This window comes from Persicirhabdus sediminis, from assembly GCF_016595495.1.
Lineage (GTDB): Bacteria > Verrucomicrobiota > Verrucomicrobiia > Verrucomicrobiales > Akkermansiaceae > Persicirhabdus > Persicirhabdus sediminis.
Window position 1 is genome coordinate 148424 of sequence record NZ_JAENIM010000047.1, and the last position, 22983, is coordinate 171406.

General features: G+C 47.6%; 21 protein-coding genes. 2 read left to right on the plus strand and 19 right to left on the minus strand.

Annotated features, from left to right (window positions below; all coding sequences use genetic code 11):
- Window positions 1-21: 21 nt before the first annotated feature.
- From pseF to JIN82_RS17675, 17 genes are all read right to left on the minus strand, one after another.
- Window positions 22-696, minus strand: coding sequence for a pseudaminic acid cytidylyltransferase (gene pseF, locus JIN82_RS16535; RefSeq protein ID WP_200312782.1), 675 nt, complete (start codon window positions 694-696; stop codon window positions 22-24).
- A 4-nt stretch (window positions 697-700) separates the two neighbouring features.
- Entirely contained in the window at window positions 701-1735 is a 1035-nt protein-coding gene (locus tag JIN82_RS16540; RefSeq protein WP_200312783.1) for a glycosyltransferase family 4 protein, read from the minus strand.
- Window positions 1729-2799 carry an N-acetylneuraminate synthase family protein gene (locus JIN82_RS16545; protein ID WP_200312784.1) on the minus strand — a complete coding sequence of 357 codons (1071 nt, stop codon included), beginning with the start codon at window positions 2797-2799 and terminating at the stop codon, window positions 1729-1731. The genes JIN82_RS16540 and JIN82_RS16545 overlap by 7 nt, the downstream gene beginning before the upstream one ends.
- On the minus strand, window positions 2796-3686 hold the full coding sequence (locus JIN82_RS16550; protein ID WP_200312785.1) for an SDR family oxidoreductase: 891 nt from the start codon (window positions 3684-3686) through the stop codon (window positions 2796-2798). The genes JIN82_RS16545 and JIN82_RS16550 overlap by 4 nt, the downstream gene beginning before the upstream one ends.
- 16 nt (window positions 3687-3702) lie before the next feature.
- Entirely contained in the window at window positions 3703-4695 is a 993-nt protein-coding gene (pseB, locus tag JIN82_RS16555) for a UDP-N-acetylglucosamine 4,6-dehydratase (inverting) (RefSeq protein ID WP_200312786.1), read from the minus strand.
- Between the two features lie 29 nt (window positions 4696-4724).
- A complete protein-coding gene (locus tag JIN82_RS16560; RefSeq protein ID WP_267906559.1) occupies window positions 4725-6035 on the minus strand; it encodes a nucleotide sugar dehydrogenase in 1311 nt (436 codons plus the stop codon).
- Window positions 6036-6054: 19 nt separating this feature from the next.
- On the minus strand, window positions 6055-6990 hold the full coding sequence (locus tag JIN82_RS16565; RefSeq protein ID WP_200312787.1) for a UDP-glucuronic acid decarboxylase family protein: 936 nt from the start codon (window positions 6988-6990) through the stop codon (window positions 6055-6057).
- 71 nt (window positions 6991-7061) lie between these two features.
- Window positions 7062-8141: an adenylyltransferase/cytidyltransferase family protein gene (locus JIN82_RS16570; RefSeq protein WP_200312788.1), complete on the minus strand. Its 1080-nt coding sequence runs from the start codon at window positions 8139-8141 to the stop codon at window positions 7062-7064.
- 51 nt (window positions 8142-8192) lie between these two features.
- On the minus strand, window positions 8193-8951 hold the full coding sequence (locus tag JIN82_RS16575; RefSeq protein WP_200312789.1) for a WecB/TagA/CpsF family glycosyltransferase: 759 nt from the start codon (window positions 8949-8951) through the stop codon (window positions 8193-8195).
- Window positions 8929-9555, minus strand: a complete 627-nt coding sequence (locus JIN82_RS16580) for a PEP-CTERM sorting domain-containing protein (protein WP_234042130.1) — start codon at window positions 9553-9555, stop codon at window positions 8929-8931. The genes JIN82_RS16575 and JIN82_RS16580 overlap by 23 nt, the downstream gene beginning before the upstream one ends.
- Before the next feature lie 99 nt (window positions 9556-9654).
- A complete protein-coding gene (locus JIN82_RS16585) occupies window positions 9655-10596 on the minus strand; it encodes a GDP-L-fucose synthase family protein (RefSeq protein ID WP_200312791.1) in 942 nt (313 codons plus the stop codon).
- 43 nt (window positions 10597-10639) lie between these two features.
- Entirely contained in the window at window positions 10640-11755 is a 1116-nt protein-coding gene (gene gmd / locus JIN82_RS16590; RefSeq protein WP_200312792.1) for a GDP-mannose 4,6-dehydratase, read from the minus strand.
- 369 nt (window positions 11756-12124) lie between these two features.
- Complete coding sequence (locus JIN82_RS16595) at window positions 12125-13282, minus strand: DegT/DnrJ/EryC1/StrS family aminotransferase (protein ID WP_200312793.1); 1158 nt, start codon at window positions 13280-13282, stop codon at window positions 12125-12127.
- Between the two features lie 131 nt (window positions 13283-13413).
- Window positions 13414-14691 (minus strand): sulfate adenylyltransferase subunit 1, encoded by a 1278-nt coding sequence (locus JIN82_RS16600; protein ID WP_234042131.1) that lies wholly within the window; start codon window positions 14689-14691, stop codon window positions 13414-13416.
- Between the two features lie 48 nt (window positions 14692-14739).
- Entirely contained in the window at window positions 14740-15645 is a 906-nt protein-coding gene (cysD, locus tag JIN82_RS16605; RefSeq protein WP_200312794.1) for a sulfate adenylyltransferase subunit CysD, read from the minus strand.
- A gap of 19 nt (window positions 15646-15664) precedes the next feature.
- Window positions 15665-16258 (minus strand): adenylyl-sulfate kinase, encoded by a 594-nt coding sequence (gene cysC / locus JIN82_RS16610; protein ID WP_200312795.1) that lies wholly within the window; start codon window positions 16256-16258, stop codon window positions 15665-15667.
- Window positions 16255-16491, minus strand: coding sequence for a DUF2061 domain-containing protein (locus JIN82_RS17675; protein WP_200312796.1), 237 nt, complete (start codon window positions 16489-16491; stop codon window positions 16255-16257). The genes cysC and JIN82_RS17675 overlap by 4 nt, the downstream gene beginning before the upstream one ends.
- A 454-nt stretch (window positions 16492-16945) precedes the next feature.
- Between JIN82_RS17675 and JIN82_RS16620 the strand changes: the two genes are divergently transcribed.
- Together JIN82_RS16620 and trpB are read left to right on the plus strand one after the other, a co-directional pair.
- Window positions 16946-17140 (plus strand): hypothetical protein, encoded by a 195-nt coding sequence (locus JIN82_RS16620; RefSeq protein ID WP_200312797.1) that lies wholly within the window; start codon window positions 16946-16948, stop codon window positions 17138-17140.
- Window positions 17141-17280: 140 nt separating this feature from the next.
- Window positions 17281-18489, plus strand: a complete 1209-nt coding sequence (trpB, locus tag JIN82_RS16625) for a tryptophan synthase subunit beta (protein ID WP_200312798.1) — start codon at window positions 17281-17283, stop codon at window positions 18487-18489.
- A gap of 1141 nt (window positions 18490-19630) precedes the next feature.
- Here the strand turns inward: trpB and JIN82_RS16630 are convergent.
- Together JIN82_RS16630 and queG are read right to left on the minus strand one after the other, a co-directional pair.
- Window positions 19631-20299: an ROK family protein gene (locus tag JIN82_RS16630; protein ID WP_200312799.1), complete on the minus strand. Its 669-nt coding sequence runs from the start codon at window positions 20297-20299 to the stop codon at window positions 19631-19633.
- 1482 nt (window positions 20300-21781) lie between these two features.
- Window positions 21782-22804: a tRNA epoxyqueuosine(34) reductase QueG gene (queG, locus tag JIN82_RS16635; protein WP_200312800.1), complete on the minus strand. Its 1023-nt coding sequence runs from the start codon at window positions 22802-22804 to the stop codon at window positions 21782-21784.
- Between the last annotated feature and the right edge of the window lie 179 nt (window positions 22805-22983).

Below are 22983 nucleotides of genomic sequence, written 5' to 3' on the forward strand. Positions count from 1 at the left end.
AAAATTCAGGTAAAACACGAGCTAGAGCACGCTAAATAAATACTCTGCCCTAGTCCAATCTTCTAGAGTATCTATATCACAGTACCGGTTGTCAGGAATCTCGACAATTACTGCATCATCACAGTATATCCTTTTTGCCGCTAGCCAGACAGATGCTTTTGCCATATAAAACATCGCAGCATCATGATACACAGAAGGTAAATCTTGGGACCTCGTCGAATAATGCTCTGGGTATAGCATTTTCAATTTATCATTTTCATCTAAATAATAGGCACGCTGGACAGGATAATTATATTTAGTAGAAGCTATAACAAAACTATTCGAGTCGTCATTCTTAAGCATCGTCATCCCTCGACATAGATCTTCAGGAATGAGTAGAGGCGCGGTCGCATAAATACATGTAAATACAGCATCCTCTATACCTAAACGAACTATACAATCTTGAATCACCTCAAGAACGCCAACATAGTCTCCTGATACACTGGATTCGCGCAGAAAGGGAACTTCAGCTCCTGCGGCTTCTGCCACCTTTGCTATTTCAGGATCGTCTGTTGTCACAACCACCCTATCAAATAACTTAGAGTTCAATGCCGATTTGATTGAATATTCAATAATTGGGCGTCCATGAAACTCTTTGATATTTTTATATGGAATTCTTTTGCTTCCTCCTCTAGCTGGTATAATCGCAATATTCATCTCTTTATTTGAAACTTTTCTTACTTAATTTGAGGTCATCACAAAATTGAACAAACTTGCGCATATTCTCACTCCAATCCGCATACTCAGACATCACTACTCTCCTATCATATCTATAACAGTCATTGCTCTCTGAGCATAACAATAGTTGTTCTGCTGCCCCATTCACGTCGCCACAATCAAATAAATAGCCACCAGTAATTCGATTCACCCACTCTACGTTGCCGCCCACCGCTGAAAGAATTACAGGTAAGCCCGCCTCCAACGCTTGAAGTAAAGAAATAGAAGTTCCATCTACTAACGAAGATGACATATACACATCACAGCATTCGAGTAAAGGCACAAGCAAAGGCTCTTCTATATTACCTATGAAAGATACCTTATGCATGATGTCAAACTCTTCAGCCAAGCTATACATCTGTTCAGACAACTCCCCGGCACCAGTCAAAACTAAATGCATCTTCGGGTTCTTAGCTAAAGCTAAATGAAATGCTCGCAATACAACTTCGCAACCATGTACAGCTGTGAAATTGCGTACACAAACAACTATCTTCGAGCCTCTCTCTTTTTCTTGTAATAGTAAACTCTTAAGCTCAGCTCTCAATTTATGATTACTGCTACATTTTTCTAAACCCCAGACCATTGAATGAACCTTGACCTGATCGCCAGCCATCTCCTTAATAGCTGTTTTTACAGCATCACAGTCAACCAATACACCATCAGCATTCTTTAACAATTTACGTATACCTCGCTGGACTTCGGCATTATCCTTGGCTGTATATAATACATCGTAGGCATATGAAATCGCAATAAATGGCACATCCTGCAGAGCCTTTGTTAATTGCTCATAGTGGGTCAATGGCCCTCCCATCAAAATATTGAATTTGCCTAGCTCATAATGATGCCTCAACAGATTAGGAGATTCCAACAATTCTGAAAAGCTATAGAATATGGCTGGGATCCCTAGGCTATCAAATCCTCTCAAAAAGCGTTTTTCGTGAACACCTAAACTGTGACCTATGAATCCTACCTTTAGCATAAATCAGTAACACTTAAGTGCTCACCTTTTTCTAGGCGACGGTTAGCAGTTTTTCCAATAACATCTTGTATTTTATATGGAGGAATAGAGCCTTTAGGAGCCGGCCTTAAAACCTTTAAATCTTGTTCAGTTAATATTTCACCTTCCTCAATATTTCTAGCCATACGTATACAACGGCGTTGGATAACTACTGTTTCACTCTCATTCTCTTCTACTTTTTTATTCCCTGTTCCCAAAGCGGCCTCCAACTCTCTAGATCGATCAACCATATCTCTCCACGCGGGGGCATCCATTGAAAATAAATGATCGGGACCAACTCTTGTTGTGTCATCTGTAAAGTGCTTTTCAACCATACATGCACCTAAGGCAATAGCCCCTAGAACAGATGCATGCCCGGGTGTATGATCACTTAAACCCAGTGGCACGGCTGGATACATACTTTTGAATGTCTCCAAAACTCTGAGGTTTATGTAATGCATATTTTCAATTGCGGCTGTATAATTAGTATTACACTGCATCAAACATATCCCCCCCACAGCCTTCTGCATCATAACATCCATGGCCCTCTGCACATCAGTCAAATTTGAAGCCCCTGCAGCCAAAATAACGGGCTTATTTTTACTGCAGACATGCTCAATCTGCTCGATCCACGTAATATCTCCAGAGCCTATTTTATAGGCGGGCACGTATGGGTCGACTTCATCAACAATTGCTTTTTCATAAGGAGAGGTAAAAAAGTCGATACCAGCTAACTGACAAGTCTCAGCTAACTCAGCAGTCCAAGATGCAGGAACTGTAGCATCTCTATATACCTCAGAAACTGATTTTTCCCATTTCGCTTGGTGAGAAACTTGAGTGCCTAGGTTAGCAAACCCTTTGTCGCTAACGATTGTCTCAGCTCGAAAATGTTGAAACTTAGCTGCGTCTGCACCCGCATCTTTAGCCAAGTATATGAGATCTTTCGCACGGCTCAAATCGCCATCATGATTTGCAGCTATATCAGCAATAAAATAGCACGGTCTATTTTGACTAATTTTCCTTCCATTTATATTTAGCTCTTTCATCTAATCGTAATTTTGCTTTGTCTCTTAACTAACTCAGATACCATCTTCTGGACACTCACCAATTCAAGGCCTGACACCTTGACTAACTTTTCAGAATTCAATGTACCATCTACTTCTAATGCGGTTTTAGAAGAGTATCCTTTGAGCACTCTCGAAATGGGCACTCCCAAGGAGGAACATACAAGACGAGCAAATTCGTACTTACTCAGGCTACATGAACTGCCTACATTTAAAATGCCTGAACGCTTCAAAATTTCCTCGTTTACTAATACTTGAGCTAAATCAAAACTAGAAACAGGACTAAATAAAACATCCGCATACCCAGTTATACAACTACCAGATATCAATTCAGAGCTAAGCCATTCAAACAAGGTCTTGCCTTCCCCGTCTGGGGAGAAGCCCACAGGAGTAGCCCTGATTAATAACGAGTCAGAGTTAACATCTTGAACTGCCTGTTCTCCTTCAAATTTCGTTTTAGCATAGACCCCTTTAGGGCCGCAGGTCTCATCTTCTCGGTGGCCACCATCAGATTGCCCGTAGCCATATACTGCCTCTGTTGACATATGCACAAACTTAACGCCTTTGTCCCCAGCCCACTTAGCTAGTTGCTTCGGTACCTCAACATGCAACCGTTGAGCTAAATCTGGACGACTTTCGCATTGCCCATGATTCGTAATTGCGGCCAGGTTGATACAAATATCAATTCCATGTAGCCCATTTAGGGCGTCAAAATTGATTGGTTCAATCAAGTCCATTCTGAGGAAATTTTTCTCTGATGAACGATTCACTCTGCCTACAACCCAAGGCTCAAAGCCTAAGGCTAAGGCTTCTTGACAAACAGCATAGCCAACCATACCACTGCCGCCTATTACTATGATTTTTTTCATGCTCAATCTCAGTAAGCTATAGGTGTGTAGCTATTAACTCTCGTAATTGCTCAACAGTCAGAAAATCTTCATTTTCTCCAGAGGTATAATTAAACCCTTGCTCCACTAACTGAGCATTAAAGTTCGAAATATATTCATCTAAATTCCAATTCGGAACTTGCGGGAGTATTACATAGTATTTACCTAAGTCGTAGGTCGTAAATGAATCCGAGCTAGTGATCATTTCTTCGTGAATCTTTTCTCCTGGACGAATTCCAATCACTGGGTGCTCACAGTCTGGTCCAATCGCTTGAGCGATATCAGTAATACGGTAGGATGGAATTTTAGGTACAAAAAGTTCGCCGCCCCAAGCATGCTCAAGAGCATGTAACACCATCTTAACACCATCAGCGAGTGAGATGTTGAATCTAGTCATCGCAGGGTCAGTTATCGGCAAGATTCCCGTTTCTTTCTTTTTCTGGAAAAATGGGATTACTGAGCCATTGGAGCCCATCACATTGCCATACCTCACCACTGAGAATTTAATATTCTGCTTTCCCTTTATATTATTTGCCGCGATGAACAATTTGTCCGAAGCTAGTTTTGTAGCACCATACAAATTAATAGGAGCACAAGCCTTATCGGTTGATAAGGCTACCACGTCTGTAACTCCACAACTCAATGCAGCCTTGATGACGTTTTCAGCTCCTCCGATGTTCGTTTTAACACATTCATCTGGGTTATACTCAGCAATATGAACGTGCTTCATTGCCGCCGCGTGAATAACACAATCTACATCATTAAAAGCGCGCTCCATGCGCTCCAAATCCCTAACATCTCCAATAAAAAAACGAATCATTGGATACTCAGACGCAGGGTATTCTTGCGCCATTTGAAACTGCTTTTGTTCGTCACGTGAATAAATAATTAATCGACGAACTTGCGGCCACTTTTCAAGAATCGTCTTTGTTAATTCTTTACCTAGAGAACCTGTCCCTCCTGTAATTAATATCGATTTTCCATTAAGCATAACTTCAATATATGTTTGTTTTAAAATTTCTAAGCTGACCAGATATTTCTCAGTCTATCATTTGGAATTGTATTCCTCGTATCTACAATCAACGAAGCCCAGTCGCAGAGATCGTTAAGTTGATAGGCTTTATGTTTGGTGACAATTACCACAACATCGTAACTGGAGATGTTTTCTTCACTCCATTCGATTGATTCTTTGCCTTGCCAGTTAGCGTGTTCACGCGTTGGTCCAATAATTGGAATGTGTGGGTCAAAATAGTCAACTTCCGCACCCATTTCTGTGAACTTATCCATCAACTCAAAAGTGGGAGATTCACGCATATCGTCGACATCTTCTTTGTAAGACAGCCCCATTAGCAAAACCCTGCTTCCGTTCACTGCTTTTTTCACACTATTGAGAGCTTCGGCAGTTTTGCTAACCACATACTGCGGCATGCTACGATTGATCTCACCTGCAAGTTCAATAAAACGGGTATGAACGCCATATTCACGCGCCTTCCACGTTAGATAGAATGGATCAATAGGAATGCAATGCCCACCAAGGCCAGGCCCTGGGTAAAATGCTTTGAAACCAAATGGTTTGGTTGCTGCAGCATTAATGACCTCCCAAATATCAATGCCCATTTTATCAGCGGCTATCTTCAGCTCATTGACCAAACCAATATTGACGGCTCGGTAGATGTTTTCCAACAGCTTGGTGAATTCAGCCACTTGAGTTGAAGAAACCGGTACCACCTCAGTCACAGCCGCTGAATACAGAGCAACCCCATGCTCGAGGCAGGCAGGAGTAGATCCACCAACTACTTTCGGAATATTCCTACTCGTGAAGCTGGCATTGCCAGGGTCTTCTCGCTCCGGTGAGTAGACAAGGTAAATGTCTTTACCTGCAACGAGTCCCTGAGCCTCGATACGGGGCTTTAACTCTTCTTCGGTAGTACCTGGGTAGGTGGTACTTTCTAAGGAAATAATCTGCCCAGCACATAAATAAGGAGATACCGAATCCATTGTGCCAATCACATAACTGAGGTCTGGCTCGTAGTGCTCATCAAGCGGTGTCGGCACACACATGATGATGGCATCTACTTCCACGATTCTAGCAAAATCAGCCGTTGCGTGAATCAACCTGTCACCAACAAACTTTGCAAGCTCGTCTGAGCCTATATGTTTGATATAACTTTCACCTTTTTCAATGCAATCGATCTTAGCCTGATCAACATCAAAACCCAAAACTTTATAGCCTTTAGCGGCGTAGGCGAGCATCAAAGGCAGCCCAACATAACCCAACCCAACGATGCCAATCACCGCTGATTTGTCTTGGATTTTATCAATGGTATTCATATTTCTAATTTTTAAATGCTTACAAAGCTAACTTGTTTTTAAAATAGGCGATCGTGAGATCGAGCCCGTCGTCGAGTTTGACTTGTGGTTCCCAGTCGAGTTCCTGTTTAGCGAGTGAGATATCAGGCTGGCGCTGTTTGGGATCGTCACTTGGCAGGTCTTGGAAGACCAGTTTGCTAGATCCTCCAATTTTCTGGATCACTTTTTCAGCCAGCTCAAGCATGGTGAACTCACCAGGGTTACCGATGTTGATAGGCCCGGTGATACCATCTTTATTCATAAGACGCACAAAACCTTCTAGCAAGTCATCCACGTAACAGAACGAACGCGTCTGCTGGCCATCACCGTAGATCGTGATGTCGTCACCGCGAAGTGCCTGAACGATGAAGTTAGAAACCACACGACCATCGTCAGGATTCATTCTTGGCCCGTAGGTATTGAAAATACGTACAATGCGAATATCCACACCATTCTGGCGGTGGTAGTCAAAGAACAAAGTCTCCGCAGCGCGTTTGCCTTCGTCGTAACAAGAGCGAATGCCAATAGGATTTACGTGTCCCCAATAGCCTTCTGGCTGTGGGTGCACGTTAGGGTCACCGTAGACTTCAGATGTTGATGCTTGGAAAATACGCGCCTTAGTGCGCTTGGCTAAACCAAGGCAATTGATCGCCCCCATCACGGAAGTTTTCATGGTCTTGATAGGGTTATATTGGTAATGCGGCGGGCTCGCCGGGCAAGCGAGGTTATAGATCTGGTCGACCTCTACTTTAAATGGATCGATCACATCATGGCGCATCAGCTCAAAATATTTATGGTCCATTAGATGTTCCACGTTAGATTTGAAGCCGGTGAAGTAGTTGTCCATGCAGATTACTTCGTTGCCATCATTGAGCAGTCGCTCACATAAGTTAGAGCCTAAAAAACCAGCTCCTCCAGTTACTAGAATTCGTTTCATAAAAGATAAGTGATCAGTGTGCTGTGGGGGACATTACTGAGCTATAGTTAAAGGCCCGCCTGAAGCGAGAATTACTTACAATAGGGTTCGATGCCACGCAGATCGCTGTGTATGCGCAGCGCTACATCACGAGTAACGAGATCAGGGAATAGATAGAGAGCGTATCCGCCCCACCCGCCGCCGCAGTATTTCTTCGCTAACGCACCTGAAATTTCAGGTAGCGCTTGCATACCTTCAGCCAGCTGAGTTTCGTGATAGAGGTTTACCCCTTCGGCTAGTTTGTTGAGATCTTCTTCAAGAATCCCCTCTCTGGCCACCATGCTAGACATCGCAATCTGCGCATAATTTCTATCATCATCGACGACGCCCGGCGTATCATGCTCGGCTCCCGTCCATAAGATTGCCATTTTACCGACGAGCATATCGCCATTTCGTTTGAAATCTAATCGTGGTCTCTCGCCACTGTGCCAAACACACAAACCGGTCTCATTAATCACCGCAGGGTCTTGCCAGCCGACTCCTAAATCCAGCTCTGCATCCACGCCGTCATGACCATTCAGTAATGCCCAAGCACCTGAGCCGCCTAGCCCAGCTTGTTTTTCATAGTGCCAGTCGCGCAGGCTAACTAGTGGTGAAATCGCACAGTTGCAGACGTAAGCGCCATCGATTGCGTAGCGAGGAACATCCAGCCAGCCACCGGCAAAATCCACTCGCAGAGGTGCTTCTGTTGGGGCCTTGACCCAGCGCACGATACCTGAGCTCGACACTGGCTCAAACTTCGGCGGTGTTTTATCTAAGACTAAATACTCAGCTCCCACTTGAGCACAAAGATCACGCTTCAGTTGACCGTATTGGTCATCTTCCGTCACCACTAACACATCAGGCTGGATGCGCAAAAAGTGATCTTTGAAATCGATGCCATGATCCATTCCTGTACCTATCACCACCTCATCAACCATCCTCAGCCCACGCAATAAGGCAGCCTTGTGGTCATCAGGTAACGAACTGCGTCGCTGTTTATGCGCCCACAAAACGTCCTCAGAGGCGAAACAAACCGTTAGATGATCTCCTAGCGCTCTGGCTTCCTCAAAAAACTGAAGATGCCCAGCGTGGATGATATCGTAACAGCCAGATACAAAGATAGATTTCATAGTGTTAGTTAGCTGCTCAAGCTATCGGCAGCATCCTCACTAAGGAGATCGTTAGCGGGCTAACTTCTCCTTAATTGAGTAGTAGACAAACAAACTGTTATAAGTGAAATAACGTTTCCACAGTCGGCGAGGTTCGGCGCACAGTCGGTAAAGCCATTCCATGCCGCATTTTTGAAAAATGGCAGGTGCTTGTTTCACCTCGCCAGCGTGAAAGGCAAAAGCTGCGCCAATGCCAAAATAAACGCCCGCCGGCAATTCATGTTTGTGTTTGGCTATCCATAGCTCCTGCTTCGGGCATCCCAAACCAACCCAAATCAGGTTCGCTCCAGACGCGATGATTTTCTCTTTCATGCGCTCAAATTCATCAGCTGGCCACTCGCCAAACGGTGGTGAATAAGAGCCGGCAATTTCTGCGCCTGGATTGTCTTTTTTAAACTTCGCCTCTAGCTTATCTAGCGTGGATTGCTGACCACCTAGCAGGAAATGCTTCAGCTCCGGCTGATCTTCGCTTGCCTTGATCGTTTCGAGCATCAGCGTTGGTCCATACACACGGTCAGTTAGTTTTTGCCCTTCATCTAGCTGACGGTTGACCGACCAAACCAGCGGCATGCCATCTGGGCAAATTAGATCAAACTTGGCCATCGCCGAACCAAACTCGACATTCGATCTAGCCAGAGCAGCCACATGTGTATTCGCCGCTTCCACTGCATAAGCGCGGTCGCCAGCTAGAGCCATTTTTTTGATTTCCTCAATCGCGCTAGCATAGCTAACACACGCAACGGGTAAATTAATTACAGGAATGATTTCCATGTGGATTTGATTTCTTCGGCAATTTTCTAGATCGCCTGAATAAGAGGCTCATAGAGCCTAGGGCAAAGAGGCTGCAGCTAGATGGTTCTGGAATAGGTATAGTACCAATACCTATTTGAGCCAAACTGAAGCCGTTTCCTGTTCCGGCAGAAATACCTAGCACATCACCCTCATTGAGTCGCAAATTTAATAAAAAGCTGTCTGGTGTATTTTCGCCAGTGAAGGTCGTTTCTAGCACATTATTGATATAAATCTCAGCACTATCCGAGTTTCCCATTTCCTCAAACAACAGTCGGCTGACCACCACTGTCGCATTGAAGCTGATATTCATTCTTTCCTTGCCCTCGACGTTATCGATCAGCGCCGAAGCATCGTTAGATCCTCCCGAATGGTTAATACCAAAATCACCCGTGGTTTGATTTAGTGAGCCCTCATTTGAACTCATGCTCATGGTTACGCCATCTAGCGTATACGAGCCCGCTTCTATTTCAGTGGTTTTAGATTGGTCGATTAGATTATAGCTTATCGTAGCAGCAGATGCGCTCGAGGTGATGATACAAAATAACGAGGGGACTAAACTTGTTTTAAAATAATGTTTCCGCATATTTCACGACTAGCATGCCGGCTAATTCGTGACAACTATTTTCCGCACCTGAAACCTAAACCAATCAGCTAACGCAGAAGAGCTTACATCATTTTCGATTTACTTCGCGCGCAGTTGCCCGCTGGTTTCTTCAGCTAGAAAACACTGATAGGCGCTGGCTAGTCCTTGCTCTAGGTCGACAGCTGGTTTCCAGCCGAGTCCTTGTAGAATGGCATTGTCCATCAGCTTGCGAGGTGTGCCATCTGGCTTGCTTGGATCGGTGAGGATTTCACCTGCAAAGCCAACCGTTTTGGCCACTGCTTGGGCCAGCTGCATGATGCTAACATCATCACCGTAACCCACGTTCACCCAGTGAGGTGGATTATCTAACTCCATGATATGGAAACATGCATCAGCTAGATCTTCTACGTAGAGAAACTCACGCTTCGGTGTCCCTGTCCCCCAGATCGTCACTGACTCAGCGCCAGCTGCTTTAGCTTCGTGGAAGCGGCGCAGCATCGCAGGAATGACATGTGAGTTTTCCGGATGATAGTTATCGCCTGGTCCATAAAGGTTGGTTGGCATGGCGGAATGAAACTTCACGCCAAATTGATCGCGGTAGTGTTGGCACAACTTCAGCCCAGCGATTTTTGCCACTGCGTAGGCCTCGTTAGTTGGCTCCAGCTCGCTGGTGAGCAGGCATGATTCCGGCATTGGTTGCGGTGCCAGCTTTGGATAAATGCATGAACTTCCGAGGAAAAGCAGTTGGTTCACTCCAGCCTGATAGGCGCCCTCGATTGAGTTTGCCGCAATCATTAGGTTCTTGTAGATAAAGTCAGCTGGGTACGTGCTGTTAGCGTGAATGCCGCCCACTTTTGCCGCCGCTACAATCACTGCGTCAGGCTTGTGTTTAGCAATATACTCGTGAGTCTGTGCTTGATTGCACAGGTCTAGATCTTTGCTAGATGGCGTGAGGATTTCACTAATACCACGTTTCTCTGCGGCTCTAACTAGGGCTGAGCCAACCATGCCGCCAGCACCTAGTACTAATAATTTTTTCATAAATTCAGATGAGTTGAAGCGAACTTTCAGCTAGGAAAACTTACTACTCTTTAGTTACGGAAACATCATAGCCGTGTGACTTCAGCAGCGCATGTTGGCGAGCGTGATTGATGTCGTTAGCTACCATTTCAGCGCACATTTCTTCCACGGTGATTTCTGGTGTCCAGCCGAGCTTTTCTTTGGCTTTTGTTGGGTCACCGAGCAAGGTTTCTACTTCAGCTGGGCGGAAGTAACGTGGGTCGACTTTAACCACCACGTCTCCAACATTTACGCCTGGAGCTTTTTCGCTATCAGCGGCGGTCACGGTAGCAATTTCGTCAATGCCTTCACCAGAGAATTCTAACTCAACACCAGCTTCAGCTGCTGACATGCGCACAAACTCACGCACTGAGATTTGTTTGCCTGTAGCGATAACAAAGTCTTCAGCTGACTCCTGTTGGAGCATCATCCACTGCATGCGCACGTAGTCTTTGGCGTGGCCCCAGTCGCGCAGCGCATCCATGTTGCCAAGGAAGAGGCATTTTTCTAATCCTTGAGAAATGTTAGCGATGGCACGGGTAATCTTACGGGTCACAAATGTCTCACCGCGGCGAGGTGATTCGTGGTTGAAGAGAATGCCGTTACAGGCGTACATGCCGTAGGATTCACGGTAGTTTACGGTGATCCAGTAGGCGTACATCTTGGCCACTGCGTATGGTGAGCGTGGGTAAAATGGTGTGGTCTCACGCTGTGGGATTTCTTGCACTTCACCAAACAGCTCAGATGTGGAAGCTTGATAGAAACGAGTTTTCTTTTCTAAGCCGAGGAAGCGAATGGCCTCCAACAGACGCAGTGTGCCCAGCGCATCGACATCCGCTGTGTATTCTGGAGATTCAAATGAAACCGCCACGTGTGACTGCGCTGCTAGGTTGTAGACTTCATCTGGCTGGATCTCGCTGATAATGCGAGTTAGGTTAGACGAATCAGAAAGATCACCGTAGTGCAGGTGGAAACGTGAATTTTCAACATGTGGATCTTGATAGATGTGATCAACACGTTCGGTATTAAATGATGAGGCGCGGCGTTTGATGCCGTGAACTTCGTATCCTTTTTCAAGCAAGAACTCTGCTAGATAGGATCCATCTTGACCAGTAATCCCGGTGATTAGTGCTTTTTTCATGACTGTTTGTATCGAGACCAGCGCTAACAGCCGCGCTAGTGATTAAGAATTTTGAATGGAGAATAGTGAGTAGAGAATGGCTGGCCCGCGGAGATTTCAGCTGGCTGAGCTGGGGGGGGCGCTACGTTTTCTGGCAGCCTTTCAGGCTGCACCTTTTCTATCATCTTTTCCTAGGGCTAAAGCCCTAGGCTTTGTTCTGCGTCGCTTTCAGCGCCAGATTCCAGCTAACTTCGTATTCCCAGCTAACTTCGTATTCCCAGCTAACTTCGTATCCCCAGCTAAGTTCGTATTTCTAGCTAGCTTGTGCTTACTAGCTCACTCATAATTTCCAGCTGGAGCATGTTTCCAGCTGGAATGAAGCTGAGCGGCTTAGGCTTGGGCGATGTAGTCAGTGACTGCGGCAACCACTTCATCGCGTTGCTCAGGTGTGAGCTCAGCGTAGATTGGCAGGCTGATTACTTCAGCTGATAGCATTTCTGTCACTGGCAGCGCGCCGAGTGAATGCTCGCTGAGTGATTCAAAACATTCCTGTTGGTGCATTGGCACTGGATAGTAGATCTCGCTGGCCACACCGCGATCCGCTAGGAATTGTTTGAAGTTGTCACGCTGGCCACTTTTCACACGCAGGGTGAATTGGTTCCAGATGTGCTCGTTGCCGTCACGAGTGACAGGCAATAAAATCTTGGCATCTTTGGCGGCGGCATCGTCTGAGAGAACCACACCATCCAAGGCTGAAAGTTTCTCTAGATAATAGGCTGCGTTTTCCTGACGACCGCGAGTGTAGTCGCCGTAATGAGTGAATTTCACGCGCAGCAGAGCCGCTTGCACGGCATCGAGGCGGAAGTTACCGCCAACCATTTGGTGGTAATAACGTGGCGCCATGCCGTGGTTGCGCATCTTGCGCGCCAGCTCAGCGAGCTCATCGTCGTTGGTGACAACCATGCCACCGTCGCCGAGACCGCCGAGGTTTTTAGATGGGAAAAAGCTATAAGTACCGTAATCGCCGATCGCGCCACACCCTTGTCCTTGGTAGCGAGCTCCAATGGCTTGGGCGGCGTCTTCGATTACAGCGAGGCCAAACTCGTTGGCAAAAGAAACGATCGCGTTCATGTCACATGACTGACCGAATAGGTGCACGGGCATGATCACCTTGGTGCGCGATGTCATCTTGCTTCTAGCTGAGTCTAGGCAGATGTTGAAGTCCACTGGATCACAGTCGACAAATACTGGCAGGGCGCCGGTGCGGAAAATGCTGCCGGCAGTAGCAAAGAAAGTAAAACTTGGGCACAGCACTTCATCGCCAGGGCCAATGCCGAGAGCCATGAGTGAGCAGACCAATGCGTCGGTACCAGATGAAACGCCGATGGCATGTTTGGCGCCGACAAATTCAGCGATTTCATTTTCCAAACTCTCGATTTCAGGGCCTCCGATAAAAAAGCCGGATTCAAGAACACGATCAAATGCAGAGCGGAGCTCATCCTTGAGCGCATGGTTTTGCGCGTTGACGTCAAGCAATGGTACGGACATGACAGAGAGATAGTCGCGAATTTAAAAATCTCCAAGCGAAACTCAGAGAATGATCATCCTTTGGGATGATATGAGCTGCTGGCGAAAAGCGAATGTTCGCCAGCAGCTAGGAGATTAGGAGCTAAAACTAATTAGACGATCATGCCAGCGGCAACGGTCTCATTAGTCTGAGGATCCACCAGAATGAATGATCCTGTTGAGCGGTTACGCTTGTAGCTATCGTGAATCAGCGGAGCTGAAGTACGTAGCGAAATGCGGCCGATGTCGTTAAGTTCAAATACTGGGTCACCTTCTACCTTGTGCAAGGTATTGATGTTCACCTTGTAGCGCAGGTCTTGCACCACTGCCTTCACCTCGTTGGTGGTATGGCGCAGGATGAACTTGCTACGAGCGCTGAGCTTCACGCGGTCTGAGAACCAGCAGATCATCGCTTCGATGTTCTGGTCAACAGTAGGCGGGTTGTTCGCCTTAGAGATGAGATTTCCGCGGGAAATATCAATCTCGTCTTCCAGTGTCATGGTGATGGATGTTGGGCTAAATGCCTCTTCCAGCTGCTGTTCACCATTGAGAATCTCTTTGATTTTTGTGGTGAATCCGGATGGATGCACAGTCACGTCGTCGCCAGGTTTGAATACACCACCAGCTACGCGGCCAGCATATCCACGGAAATCGTGCCACTTGTCAGACTGCGGGCGTACAACCCACTGCACTGGGAAGCGAGCTTCCACGTGGTTTTCTTGGTTACCCACGTAAACGGTCTCGAGGTGGAACAAGAGTGAACCGCCGTGATACCAAGGTGTCTTCTCTGATTTATCCACAACGTTATCACCTTCCAGTGCGCTGATTGGGATGAAAGTAATGTCCACCACGTTGTCTAGACGTGAGGCAAACTCTTTGTAGTCTTCGACGATCTTGTCGTAAACTTCCTCTGAGTAGTCTACCAGATCCATTTTGTTCACACATACCACCAGATGCTGAATGCGCAGCAAGCTAGCGATAAATGAATGGCGGCATGTCTGCTCGATCACTCCCTTACGCGCATCCACTAGGATGATCGCGAGGTTAGCAGTCGAGGCGCCAGTCACCATGTTGCGGGTATACTGGATGTGGCCCGGAGTATCGGCGATGATGAACTTACGCTTTGGCGTCGCAAAGTAGCGGTAAGCTACATCAATCGTGATGCCTTGCTCACGCTCAGCCTTGAGGCCGTCAGTCAGTAGTGCCAGGTTTACATTTTCGTCGCCACGCTGGTTGCTGGATTTCTCCACAGCTTCCATCTGGTCTTCAAATGTATTCTTTGAATCATAGAGCAAACGCCCAATCAAAGTTGATTTACCATCATCCACGCTACCAGCGGTAGTGAAGCGTAGCAAATCCATGTCGAGATATCCTCGTGTATCAGTACTCATTTCTGAAAAAATTTAAAAAGTTAAGTTAATTACGCAGCTGCTAATGGCCTAAAAGTAGCCTTCTTTTTTGCGGTCCTCCATCGCAGTCTCACTGCGCTTATCATCGGAACGAGTGCCACGCTCGGTCTGGCGAGCGGCAGCAACTTCTTCGATCACATCGTCAATAGTAGCGGCGGATGATTCCACAGCACCTGTACAAGTGGCATCACCAATCGTTCTGAAACGAACGAGACGGCTTTCTACGACTTCATCTGGCTGGATATTGACGTGCTCAGTAACTGCGAGCAGTGAACCATTGCGCTCAAACACATCGCGGTGGTGAGCAAAATAGATTGATGGCAGCTCAATTTTTTCTTTTTTGATGTACTGCCACACATCCATCTCCGTCCAGTTGGAGATTGGGAATACGCGGAAGTGTTCACCGTGTTGCTTGCGACCATTGAAGATGTTCCACAGCTCTGGGCGCTGGTTTTTTGGATCCCACTGACCGAAGTCATCGCGGTGTGAGAAGAAGCGCTCTTTAGCACGTGCTTTCTCTTCGTCACGGCGACCGCCACCAAGGCAGGCATCGTATTGGTTTTCTTCGATGGTATCGAGCAAAGTGACAGTCTGCAGCGCATTACGGCTAGCATAAGGTCCCTTTTCTTCCGCCACGCGGCCTTTATCGATAGACTCTTGCACGCTACCTACAACCAGGTTGGCGCGTACTTTTTCTACAAAACGATCACGGAAAGTAATGGTTTCGTCGAAGTTATGGCCAGTATCAACGTGAACCAATGGAAATGGCAGTTTCGCTGGGTAAAATGCTTTATAAGCAAGGTGCGCCATGATGATGGAATCTTTACCACCGGAAAATAACAGCGCTGGGTTTTCAAATTGAGCAGCAGTCTCACGCAGGACATAAATCGCCTCCGCTTCCAAGTGCTCTAAATGACTCAATGAGTAATTGGACATAGTGTGTGTTTGTTATAAATTAACTGTGTTTAATGCGTCCATTGACAGCCTCTAATAGGGTAATGGCACTTTCTTCGACTTCCTGATCTTCGGTATCAATCCGCAAATCTGGAGTTACAGGCTCTTCGAACCCGGAATCGCGTCCAGTGAAGTTTTCAATCTGACCTGCCGCAGCCTTGGCGTAAAGGCCTTTGACGTCGCGTTCTTCACATGCGTCGTAACTCGCTTTAACATGAACCTCAAAAAAATCGTCGCCAATCACATCGCGAGCCATATCTCGGAACTCACGGCGTGGTGTAATCACCGAAACGAAGGTTACAATGCCCTGCGCAGCCATGACTTTGGCAATGTGCGCAGTGCGACGAATATTTTCTCTGCGATCTGCATCACTAAAACCTAAGTCCTTGTTGATGCCGGTACGCAAATTGTCCCCATCGAGAATCGCTGTCATGCGTCCCTTGGCATGCAATACTCTCTCCGCTGCATTAGCGATGGTTGATTTGCCTGACCCCGACATGCCGCAGAGCCAAATCACCAAGCCTTTCTGACCAAGTAACTTTTCTTTAGCATCGCGTGGAAGTTGGCGCTCAAATTCTGGATGGATATTGTTCATGATATTGCTTTTCTCTTATTCTGAAATGATCCCACAGGAACAAGCAACCATGCCCGTTCGTGTACATAATAGATCGCAAATTTAAGGAAAAACTCGCAGAATGCAATCATTCCAGCTTTTGAGATTTGACCTGTCATCATGTATGCAATCGTCAAAGTACTTAAAGTTCCGATTAGGCGCCACGACAGCCCCTTCAATATACTTCTTGTTTTTGATTCTTGGTAATAACTCATCAGTTCTACTGGTCGGATTGTTTCCGCCGCAGAAATGCACTAAATGAATCATTATTACAATTACAAACTTACTAATGTTAAGAGCGCCGAATAACAAGTGTATCGCTAATGATTAACTAAACCCAATGGAACCAATACCATTTAACTCATTGATTTTAATAACGCTGCCGCCCTTGGTCAGTCATCTTCACCACGTGAAAACAAAACCTAATTACATTGCTCAAGTTTGTAAGGACAACACACATGCTCATTGCATATTGGGAGTCGGGAATTAAGACACCAGAAATAAGCACATTGTTCAATAAAAAATGAACTTTCATAAAACCGATCTAGTCAATGATCAGCCAATTGCTTCACTGCACCGAGTTCAAACAAGATTAGCGTCTTATCAAGCAGGCTTAAGCATCTCCCAGCCAGCTAGGCATGAGCGGATAATCGTGTATATTGTGTAACGATGGACCCCATAACTACAGACAGGAAAGTAAATACCGCGCTGCCACAAGCCGAAGATGAAACCCTCAACAGACTGAAAAAAATGCACCCAGAATGGGTAGCCGAAAATGGCGAATGCCCTGAGTGTGTCGTCCGCGAGCACGAGATGGCCGACCACAGCCAAGTCATCGCAGACGCCCACAAAGTCTCGGAATAATGCCCAGCTAGGCAATGCTGGCACATCTTCGAGCAAGCCAAGCGTAGCCAATTCACCACACTCCTCAATATATTGACTAATCCACTAAGCAAATGCTTAATGGTAATGGTGGCGATCAGCCACGCAACTCAGCCAGCACCATGGAAAACACGTTTACTCACGCCCTTCCCAACAAAAGTGGTTACTTCGGAGAATACGGAGGTAGCTACATCCCAGAACAGCTGCAAGCTATCATGCAGGAAATCACCGATGCTTATGACGAAGCCATCCTTGATTCTACCTACCTGTCAGAGCTCGCTGATCTCTACAGCGGATACGTTGGCCGCCCGAGCCCAATCTTCTACGCCAAACGCCTCTCGCAGAAATACGGTCGCGGCATTTACCTCAAACGTGAAGACCTCAACCACACTGGTGCGCACAAGATCAACCACTGCCTCGGCGAAGCACTGCTCGCTAAGCGCATGGGCAAAAAGAAAATCATCGCTGAAACTGGCGCTGGTCAGCACGGTGTAGCCCTCGCTACCGCCGCCGCACTTCTCGGTCTGGAATGTGACATCTACATGGGCGAAGTAGACATTGCCAAAGAATACCCAAATGTCATTCGCATGAAAATCCTCGGCGCGCGTGTCATTCCAGCCTCTCACGGACGCAAGACACTCAAAGAAGCCGTCGACGCCGCCTTTGAAGCTTACCTTAAAGATCCCGTTACCCAGCTTTACGCCATCGGATCCGTTGTTGGTCCTCACCCATTCCCTCGCATGGTGCGCGATTTCCAAACCGTCATCGGCAACGAAGCCCGCGAGCAAATGGCAGAACTCACCGGCCAACTCCCTGACCACATCGTTGCCTGCGTAGGTGGTGGATCCAATGCCATCGGCATCTTCTCCGCTTTCCTCAACGACATCAAAGTAGAACTCCACGGCGTTGAGCCAGCTGGACGTTCACTCACTGAGCCAGGCGAGCACGCCGCTACCATGGCCAAAGGCAAACCAGGTGTGATGCACGGATTCAAATCCTACATGCTGCAAACCGAAGACGGTGAACCACAAGACGTATACTCAGTGGCCAGCGGACTGGACTACCCATCAGTAGGCCCACAGCACAGCTACCTCAAAGACATCGAGCGCGTCAACTACGACACCATCAGCGACGAAGAAGCCATCGAAGCATTCTTTGAAATCTCACGTCTCGAAGGCATCATTCCAGCTATCGAATCAGCCCACGCCATCGCCTACGCACTGAAGAGCAAACGCCTGCGCGGCAACATCCTCATCAACCTCTCAGGCCGTGGTGACAAAGACATCGACTTCGTAGTAGAAAACTACGGCGAAAAATACGGCATCGAGTAAGGCTAGTAGCCAACCATACATTTCCCAACCAAAGAAACCGCGGCCTCTTGCTTCACAGCAAGGGGCCGCGCTGTTTGAAGAGAGAAGGGTGAAGAGAGAAGAGTGAATTCCAACCCGATGAAACCCAGCTAGCCAGCTAGAAAAACCAGCCCATCTCCGCAGTTCTGCTAGCTAGAAAAACCAGCCCAACTCCGCAGTTCAGCCGCAGGCTTTTGAGTGCGGAGATCCTTCTCCGCTTTGATCACCAGCTCCATAATCAATAAAAAATGCCGATCAGCCTTATGTGAAGAGAGAAGGGTGAAGAGAGAAGAGTGAATTCCTACCTGATGAAACCCAGCCAGCCAGCTAGAAAAACCAGCCCAACTCCGCAGTTCAGCCAGCTAGAAAAACCAACCCATCTCCGCAGTTCTGCCAGCTAGAAAAACTACCCAGCTCCACAGTTCGACCAGCTAGAAAAACCAACCCATCTCCGCAGTTCAGCCAGCAAGAAAAACCAACCCATCTCCGCAGTTCGACCAGCTAGAAATATCCAGCCAACTCCGCAGTTCAGCCGCAGGCTTTTGAGTGCGGAGATCCTTCTCCGCTTTGATCACCAGCTCCATAATCAATAAAAAATGCCGATCAGCCTTATGTGAAGAGAGAAGAGTGAAGAGAGTAAAGTGAATTCCTACCCGATGAAATCCAGCCAGCTAGAAAAACCAACCCATCTCCGCAGTTCAGCCGCAGGCTTTTGAGTGCGGAGATCCTTCTCCGCTTTGATCACCAGCTCCATGATCAAAAATAACGCCGCACACTTGTCTGCTACCAGCTTTTGCCCACAAAATTAGCTAGCAGGCCTATCTACACTGCACCAGCTGCATCGCTCTCTCAGAGCTCATATTTTCCCCGCTGAAACCTATGGTTGCGTTGCTCCTGCGGCGCGGCCTTACCATAGGCTAGGCTATTTCATGCCTGCGGCATTTTCAGGGCCTTACCATAGGCTTGGCTATTTCAGACCTCCGGCATTTTTAGACTTCGGTCAATTCCAGCCAGCTAAAACCTCAGCACACGCCTCCCCCTATCAGCTGACCAGACATAAAACTGAAAACTGAAAACTGAAAACTGAAAACTGAAAACTGAAAACTGAAAACTGAAAACTACCTCACTCCCACAACCGGAACCCACCGTCAAAAGCAGCGTGATTATTCACCCGCCGCGTATTCGCAGGCAATTCCTCAATCAGCTTAGCATTACCGCCACCGAGCACCACATCATCCACCACAAACCCATGGCGGAACAGTTCGATGATTTTTAAGACATGCTTCTGCCATTTTTCAAAACCGAGCCTCTCAAACCCCGCCTTGCCAGTGTATTCCTCGTAGCTTCTTCTCTTGCGATACGGCATGTGGCCAGCTTCCAGAGGCACAATCGTGCCATCCTTGATCAAAGTCACACCAAGCCCCGTGCCGAGGCCTAAAAATAACATGGTTCCGGAAATGTAGGACCCCAGCGCCTGCATCGCCGCGTCATTAATCACCAAACACGGCAGCCCAAAAGCTTTTTCAAAATCAAACCCAATCCAGCCGTCACCAAGGTTATGCGGGTCTCTCACAGGTTTATTGCCACTACATGCGCACGGGCAGCCCACAGAAACCACATCATACTGCCATTCGCGGGTAGCCTCCACCACTTGCTCCACCAGCTTCTGCGGTGTCAGGTCGCGCGCAGATGGAATCTTGATACGCTTGTCCTCACCAGTAGCGAGCAGCTTGATATTTGATCCTCCAATGTCGACGACCAGTATGCGTTTTGAATCAGGATGGGTTCCCATAATCGTAAGAGTAGTAAAATAATGAATGTCTGAATAGATCGATATTTAAGGTGCCCCATCAGCCTCTCATCAGTCAAACAAACAATTCTGGCTATACCGACTGCAAACAATACCAGCTAGCGGCAATCACCTCCATTCACCAACTGACTGGTAACAGCTGCCGAGACCGTGACCCCACCTAATCCATTCATTTCTAGCTAGAAAAAGATTCGATTCCCCCACTCTAGAAAAAACGCACAGCTGGCATTTTTTGAGAACTCTACCCGAGCTCCTCTCTGTCGCTCTTTCAGAGCTACTATTTTTCTGCCTGCATCCTATGGTTGCGTTGCACCTGCGGCGCCGCCTTACCATAGGCTAGGCTGTTTCATGCCTGCGGCATTTTCAGATTACAGAGCATCCCAGCCAGCTAATGAAGAGAGAATGGAGAGGAGAGAAGAGTGAATTCCAAGCCAATGAAACCCAGCCAGCTATAAATATCCACCCAGCTCCGCAGCTCAGCCGCAGGCTTTTGAGTGCGGAGATCCTTCTCCGCTTTGGTCACCAGCTCCAGAATCAATAAAAAATGCCGCACATCCCTATAGGAAGAGAGAATGGTGAGGAGAGAAGAGTGAATTCCAAGCCAATGAAACCCAGCCAGCTAGCTATAAATATCCACCCAGCTCCGCAGTTCGACCAGCTAGGAATATCCAACCAACTCCGCAGTTCAGCCGCAGGCTTTTGAGTGCGGAGATCCTTCTCCGCTTTGGTCACCAGCTCCATGATCAAAAATAATGCCGCACATCCCTATAGGAAGAGTGAATGGTGAGGAGAGAAGAGTGAATTCCAAGCCGGTGAAACCCAGCTAGCTAGCTATAAATATCCACCCAACTCCGCAGCTCAGCCAGCTAGAAAAACCACACCAACTCCGCAGTTCTACCAGCTAGAAATATCCAACCAGCTCCGCAGTTCAGCCAGCTAGGAATATCCAACCAACTCCGCAGTTCAGCCGCAGGCTTTTGAGTGCGGAGATCCTTCTCCGCTTTGGTCACCAGCTCCAAGACCAATAAAAAATGCCGCACATCCCTATAGGAAGAGAGAATGGTGAGGAGAGAAGAGTGAATTCCAAGCCAATGAAACCCAGCTAGCTAGCTATAAATATCCACCCAACTCCGCAGCTCAGCCAGCTAGAAAAACCAACCAGCTCCGCAGCTCAGCCAACTAGGAATATCCAACCAACTCCGCAGTTCAGCCGCAGGCTTTTGAGTGCGGAGATCCTTCTCCGCTTTGGTCACCAGCTCCAAGATCAATAAAAAATGCCGCACATCCCTATAGGAAGAGAGAATGGTGAGGAGAGAAGAGCAAACTCCAAGCCGGTGAAACCCAGCTAGCTATAAATATCCAACCAGCTCAGCAGACCGCCTCCAGCAGAAATTTCATCACCATCTCCAGCTAGCACCAAGCTTCAATGCAAAGGTCTGAAAACTGAAAACTTGAATCTGAAAACTACCTTCTCCCCCTCACCCTCTCGACAGCCCAGCTCGCGTGTTCGCTGATCAGCGGGTTCTCATCAGCGGCGGCAATTTCTAGCGCGGGCAAATCATCAGCAGTGCCCACATTTCCCAGCGCCACACAGACATTGCGCAGAAAGCTTGGTCGTTTGATGCGCCGAATCGCTGATTTGGCAAAAAGCGCATTAAAATCATCATGGCTCAGCTGGAGGAAATCGCGCAGCTGGAAACCATCCAGCACATGGCGGGCGTGGAATTTGGTCTCGCGGCTGAGTTTAGCAAAGCGATTCCACGGGCACACATCTAGGCAGGTATCGCAGCCGTAGATGCGATCACCAATCAATGGCCTCAGCTCAACAGGAATGGCGCCTTTATTTTCGATCGTCAGATAAGAAATGCAGCGCGTAGCTTCGACGCGATGCGGCTCGGTGATTGCCTGAGTCGGGCAAGCAACCATGCAGCGATTACATTTTCCGCAATGATCACCAAATGGCTCATCTGGCGGCAAATCTATAGTCGTGATGATGTCAGCGAGGAAAAACCACGTGCCCATCTTCGGGTGAATTTGCATGCATGACTTACCATTCCAGCCAAGCCCAGATTCGTTGGCGAAATCGCGCTCGAGCACCGGCCCAGTATCCGTATACAGCCGTTGCTCGCCGCCCATATCCTCCATCGCCAGACGGATGTCCTTGAGCTTATCATCAATGATATCGTGGTAGTCGTCATTCCACGCATAGCGGGCAATGCGAAATCCATCAAAAACCTCGTCGCGGCCAGGGAAATAATTCATTGCCAAACTGACCACCGCCTTCGCTCCAGCCACCACTTCGCGCGGATCGCAGCGGCGTTCCACATTGCGCTCCAGCCACCCCATATCACCGGCGCAACCGTCAGCCAGCCACTTTTTGTAGGCATCAGCATGGCGAGCTGGCACGGCAGCAGACACACGGCAATCGTCAAATCCCAGCTGGCGGGCGATGAATTGCAGGTTCTTTTTAGCGATGTCTGGCGGCACTTGCACTGCGCCAAAACGTATACCAATCCAGATGGGAAAAAAGCCAAATGGTCTGAGATTTCTACGCGTTGTTTGATTCCAGCCAGTTCGCCGTGATACTTTCTGGCCAAACTAGCCAGCTAGATCGCTGGCTATCGATGACAGACTCAGCGGCAAAATTAACAAATGCTTTTATTATT

What these genes read in the sequence shown, in the direction of transcription:
- cysC (WP_200312795.1), bottom strand. Translation starts at nt 16,258, where the DNA reads ATGAACAATATCCATCCAGAATTTGAGCGCCAACTTCCACGCGATGCT.
- JIN82_RS16630 (WP_200312799.1), bottom strand. Translation starts at nt 20,299, where the DNA reads ATGGGAACCCATCCTGATTCAAAACGCATACTGGTCGTCGACATTGGA.
- JIN82_RS16585 (WP_200312791.1), bottom strand. Translation starts at nt 10,596, where the DNA reads ATGAAAAAATTATTAGTACTAGGTGCTGGCGGCATGGTTGGCTCAGCC.
- JIN82_RS16565 (WP_200312787.1), bottom strand. Translation starts at nt 6,990, where the DNA reads ATGAAACGAATTCTAGTAACTGGAGGAGCTGGTTTTTTAGGCTCTAAC.
- gmd (WP_200312792.1), bottom strand. Translation starts at nt 11,755, where the DNA reads ATGAAAAAAGCACTAATCACCGGGATTACTGGTCAAGATGGATCCTAT.
- JIN82_RS16575 (WP_200312789.1), bottom strand. Translation starts at nt 8,951, where the DNA reads ATGGAAATCATTCCTGTAATTAATTTACCCGTTGCGTGTGTTAGCTAT.
- JIN82_RS16560 (WP_267906559.1), bottom strand. Translation starts at nt 6,035, where the DNA reads ATGAATACCATTGATAAAATCCAAGACAAATCAGCGGTGATTGGCATC.
- JIN82_RS16580 (WP_234042130.1), bottom strand. Translation starts at nt 9,555, where the DNA reads ATGCGGAAACATTATTTTAAAACAAGTTTAGTCCCCTCGTTATTTTGT.
- pseB (WP_200312786.1), bottom strand. Translation starts at nt 4,695, where the DNA reads ATGCTTAATGGAAAATCGATATTAATTACAGGAGGGACAGGTTCTCTA.
- JIN82_RS16600 (WP_234042131.1), bottom strand. Translation starts at nt 14,691, where the DNA reads ATGAGTACTGATACACGAGGATATCTCGACATGGATTTGCTACGCTTC.
- JIN82_RS16540 (WP_200312783.1), bottom strand. Translation starts at nt 1,735, where the DNA reads ATGCTAAAGGTAGGATTCATAGGTCACAGTTTAGGTGTTCACGAAAAA.
- JIN82_RS16545 (WP_200312784.1), bottom strand. Translation starts at nt 2,799, where the DNA reads ATGAAAGAGCTAAATATAAATGGAAGGAAAATTAGTCAAAATAGACCG.
- trpB (WP_200312798.1), top strand. Translation starts at nt 17,281, where the DNA reads ATGGAAAACACGTTTACTCACGCCCTTCCCAACAAAAGTGGTTACTTC.
- JIN82_RS16620 (WP_200312797.1), top strand. Translation starts at nt 16,946, where the DNA reads ATGGACCCCATAACTACAGACAGGAAAGTAAATACCGCGCTGCCACAA.
- JIN82_RS17675 (WP_200312796.1), bottom strand. Translation starts at nt 16,491, where the DNA reads ATGAGTTATTACCAAGAATCAAAAACAAGAAGTATATTGAAGGGGCTG.
- pseF (WP_200312782.1), bottom strand. Translation starts at nt 696, where the DNA reads ATGAATATTGCGATTATACCAGCTAGAGGAGGAAGCAAAAGAATTCCA.
- JIN82_RS16550 (WP_200312785.1), bottom strand. Translation starts at nt 3,686, where the DNA reads ATGAAAAAAATCATAGTAATAGGCGGCAGTGGTATGGTTGGCTATGCT.
- JIN82_RS16570 (WP_200312788.1), bottom strand. Translation starts at nt 8,141, where the DNA reads ATGAAATCTATCTTTGTATCTGGCTGTTACGATATCATCCACGCTGGG.
- cysD (WP_200312794.1), bottom strand. Translation starts at nt 15,645, where the DNA reads ATGTCCAATTACTCATTGAGTCATTTAGAGCACTTGGAAGCGGAGGCG.
- JIN82_RS16595 (WP_200312793.1), bottom strand. Translation starts at nt 13,282, where the DNA reads ATGTCCGTACCATTGCTTGACGTCAACGCGCAAAACCATGCGCTCAAG.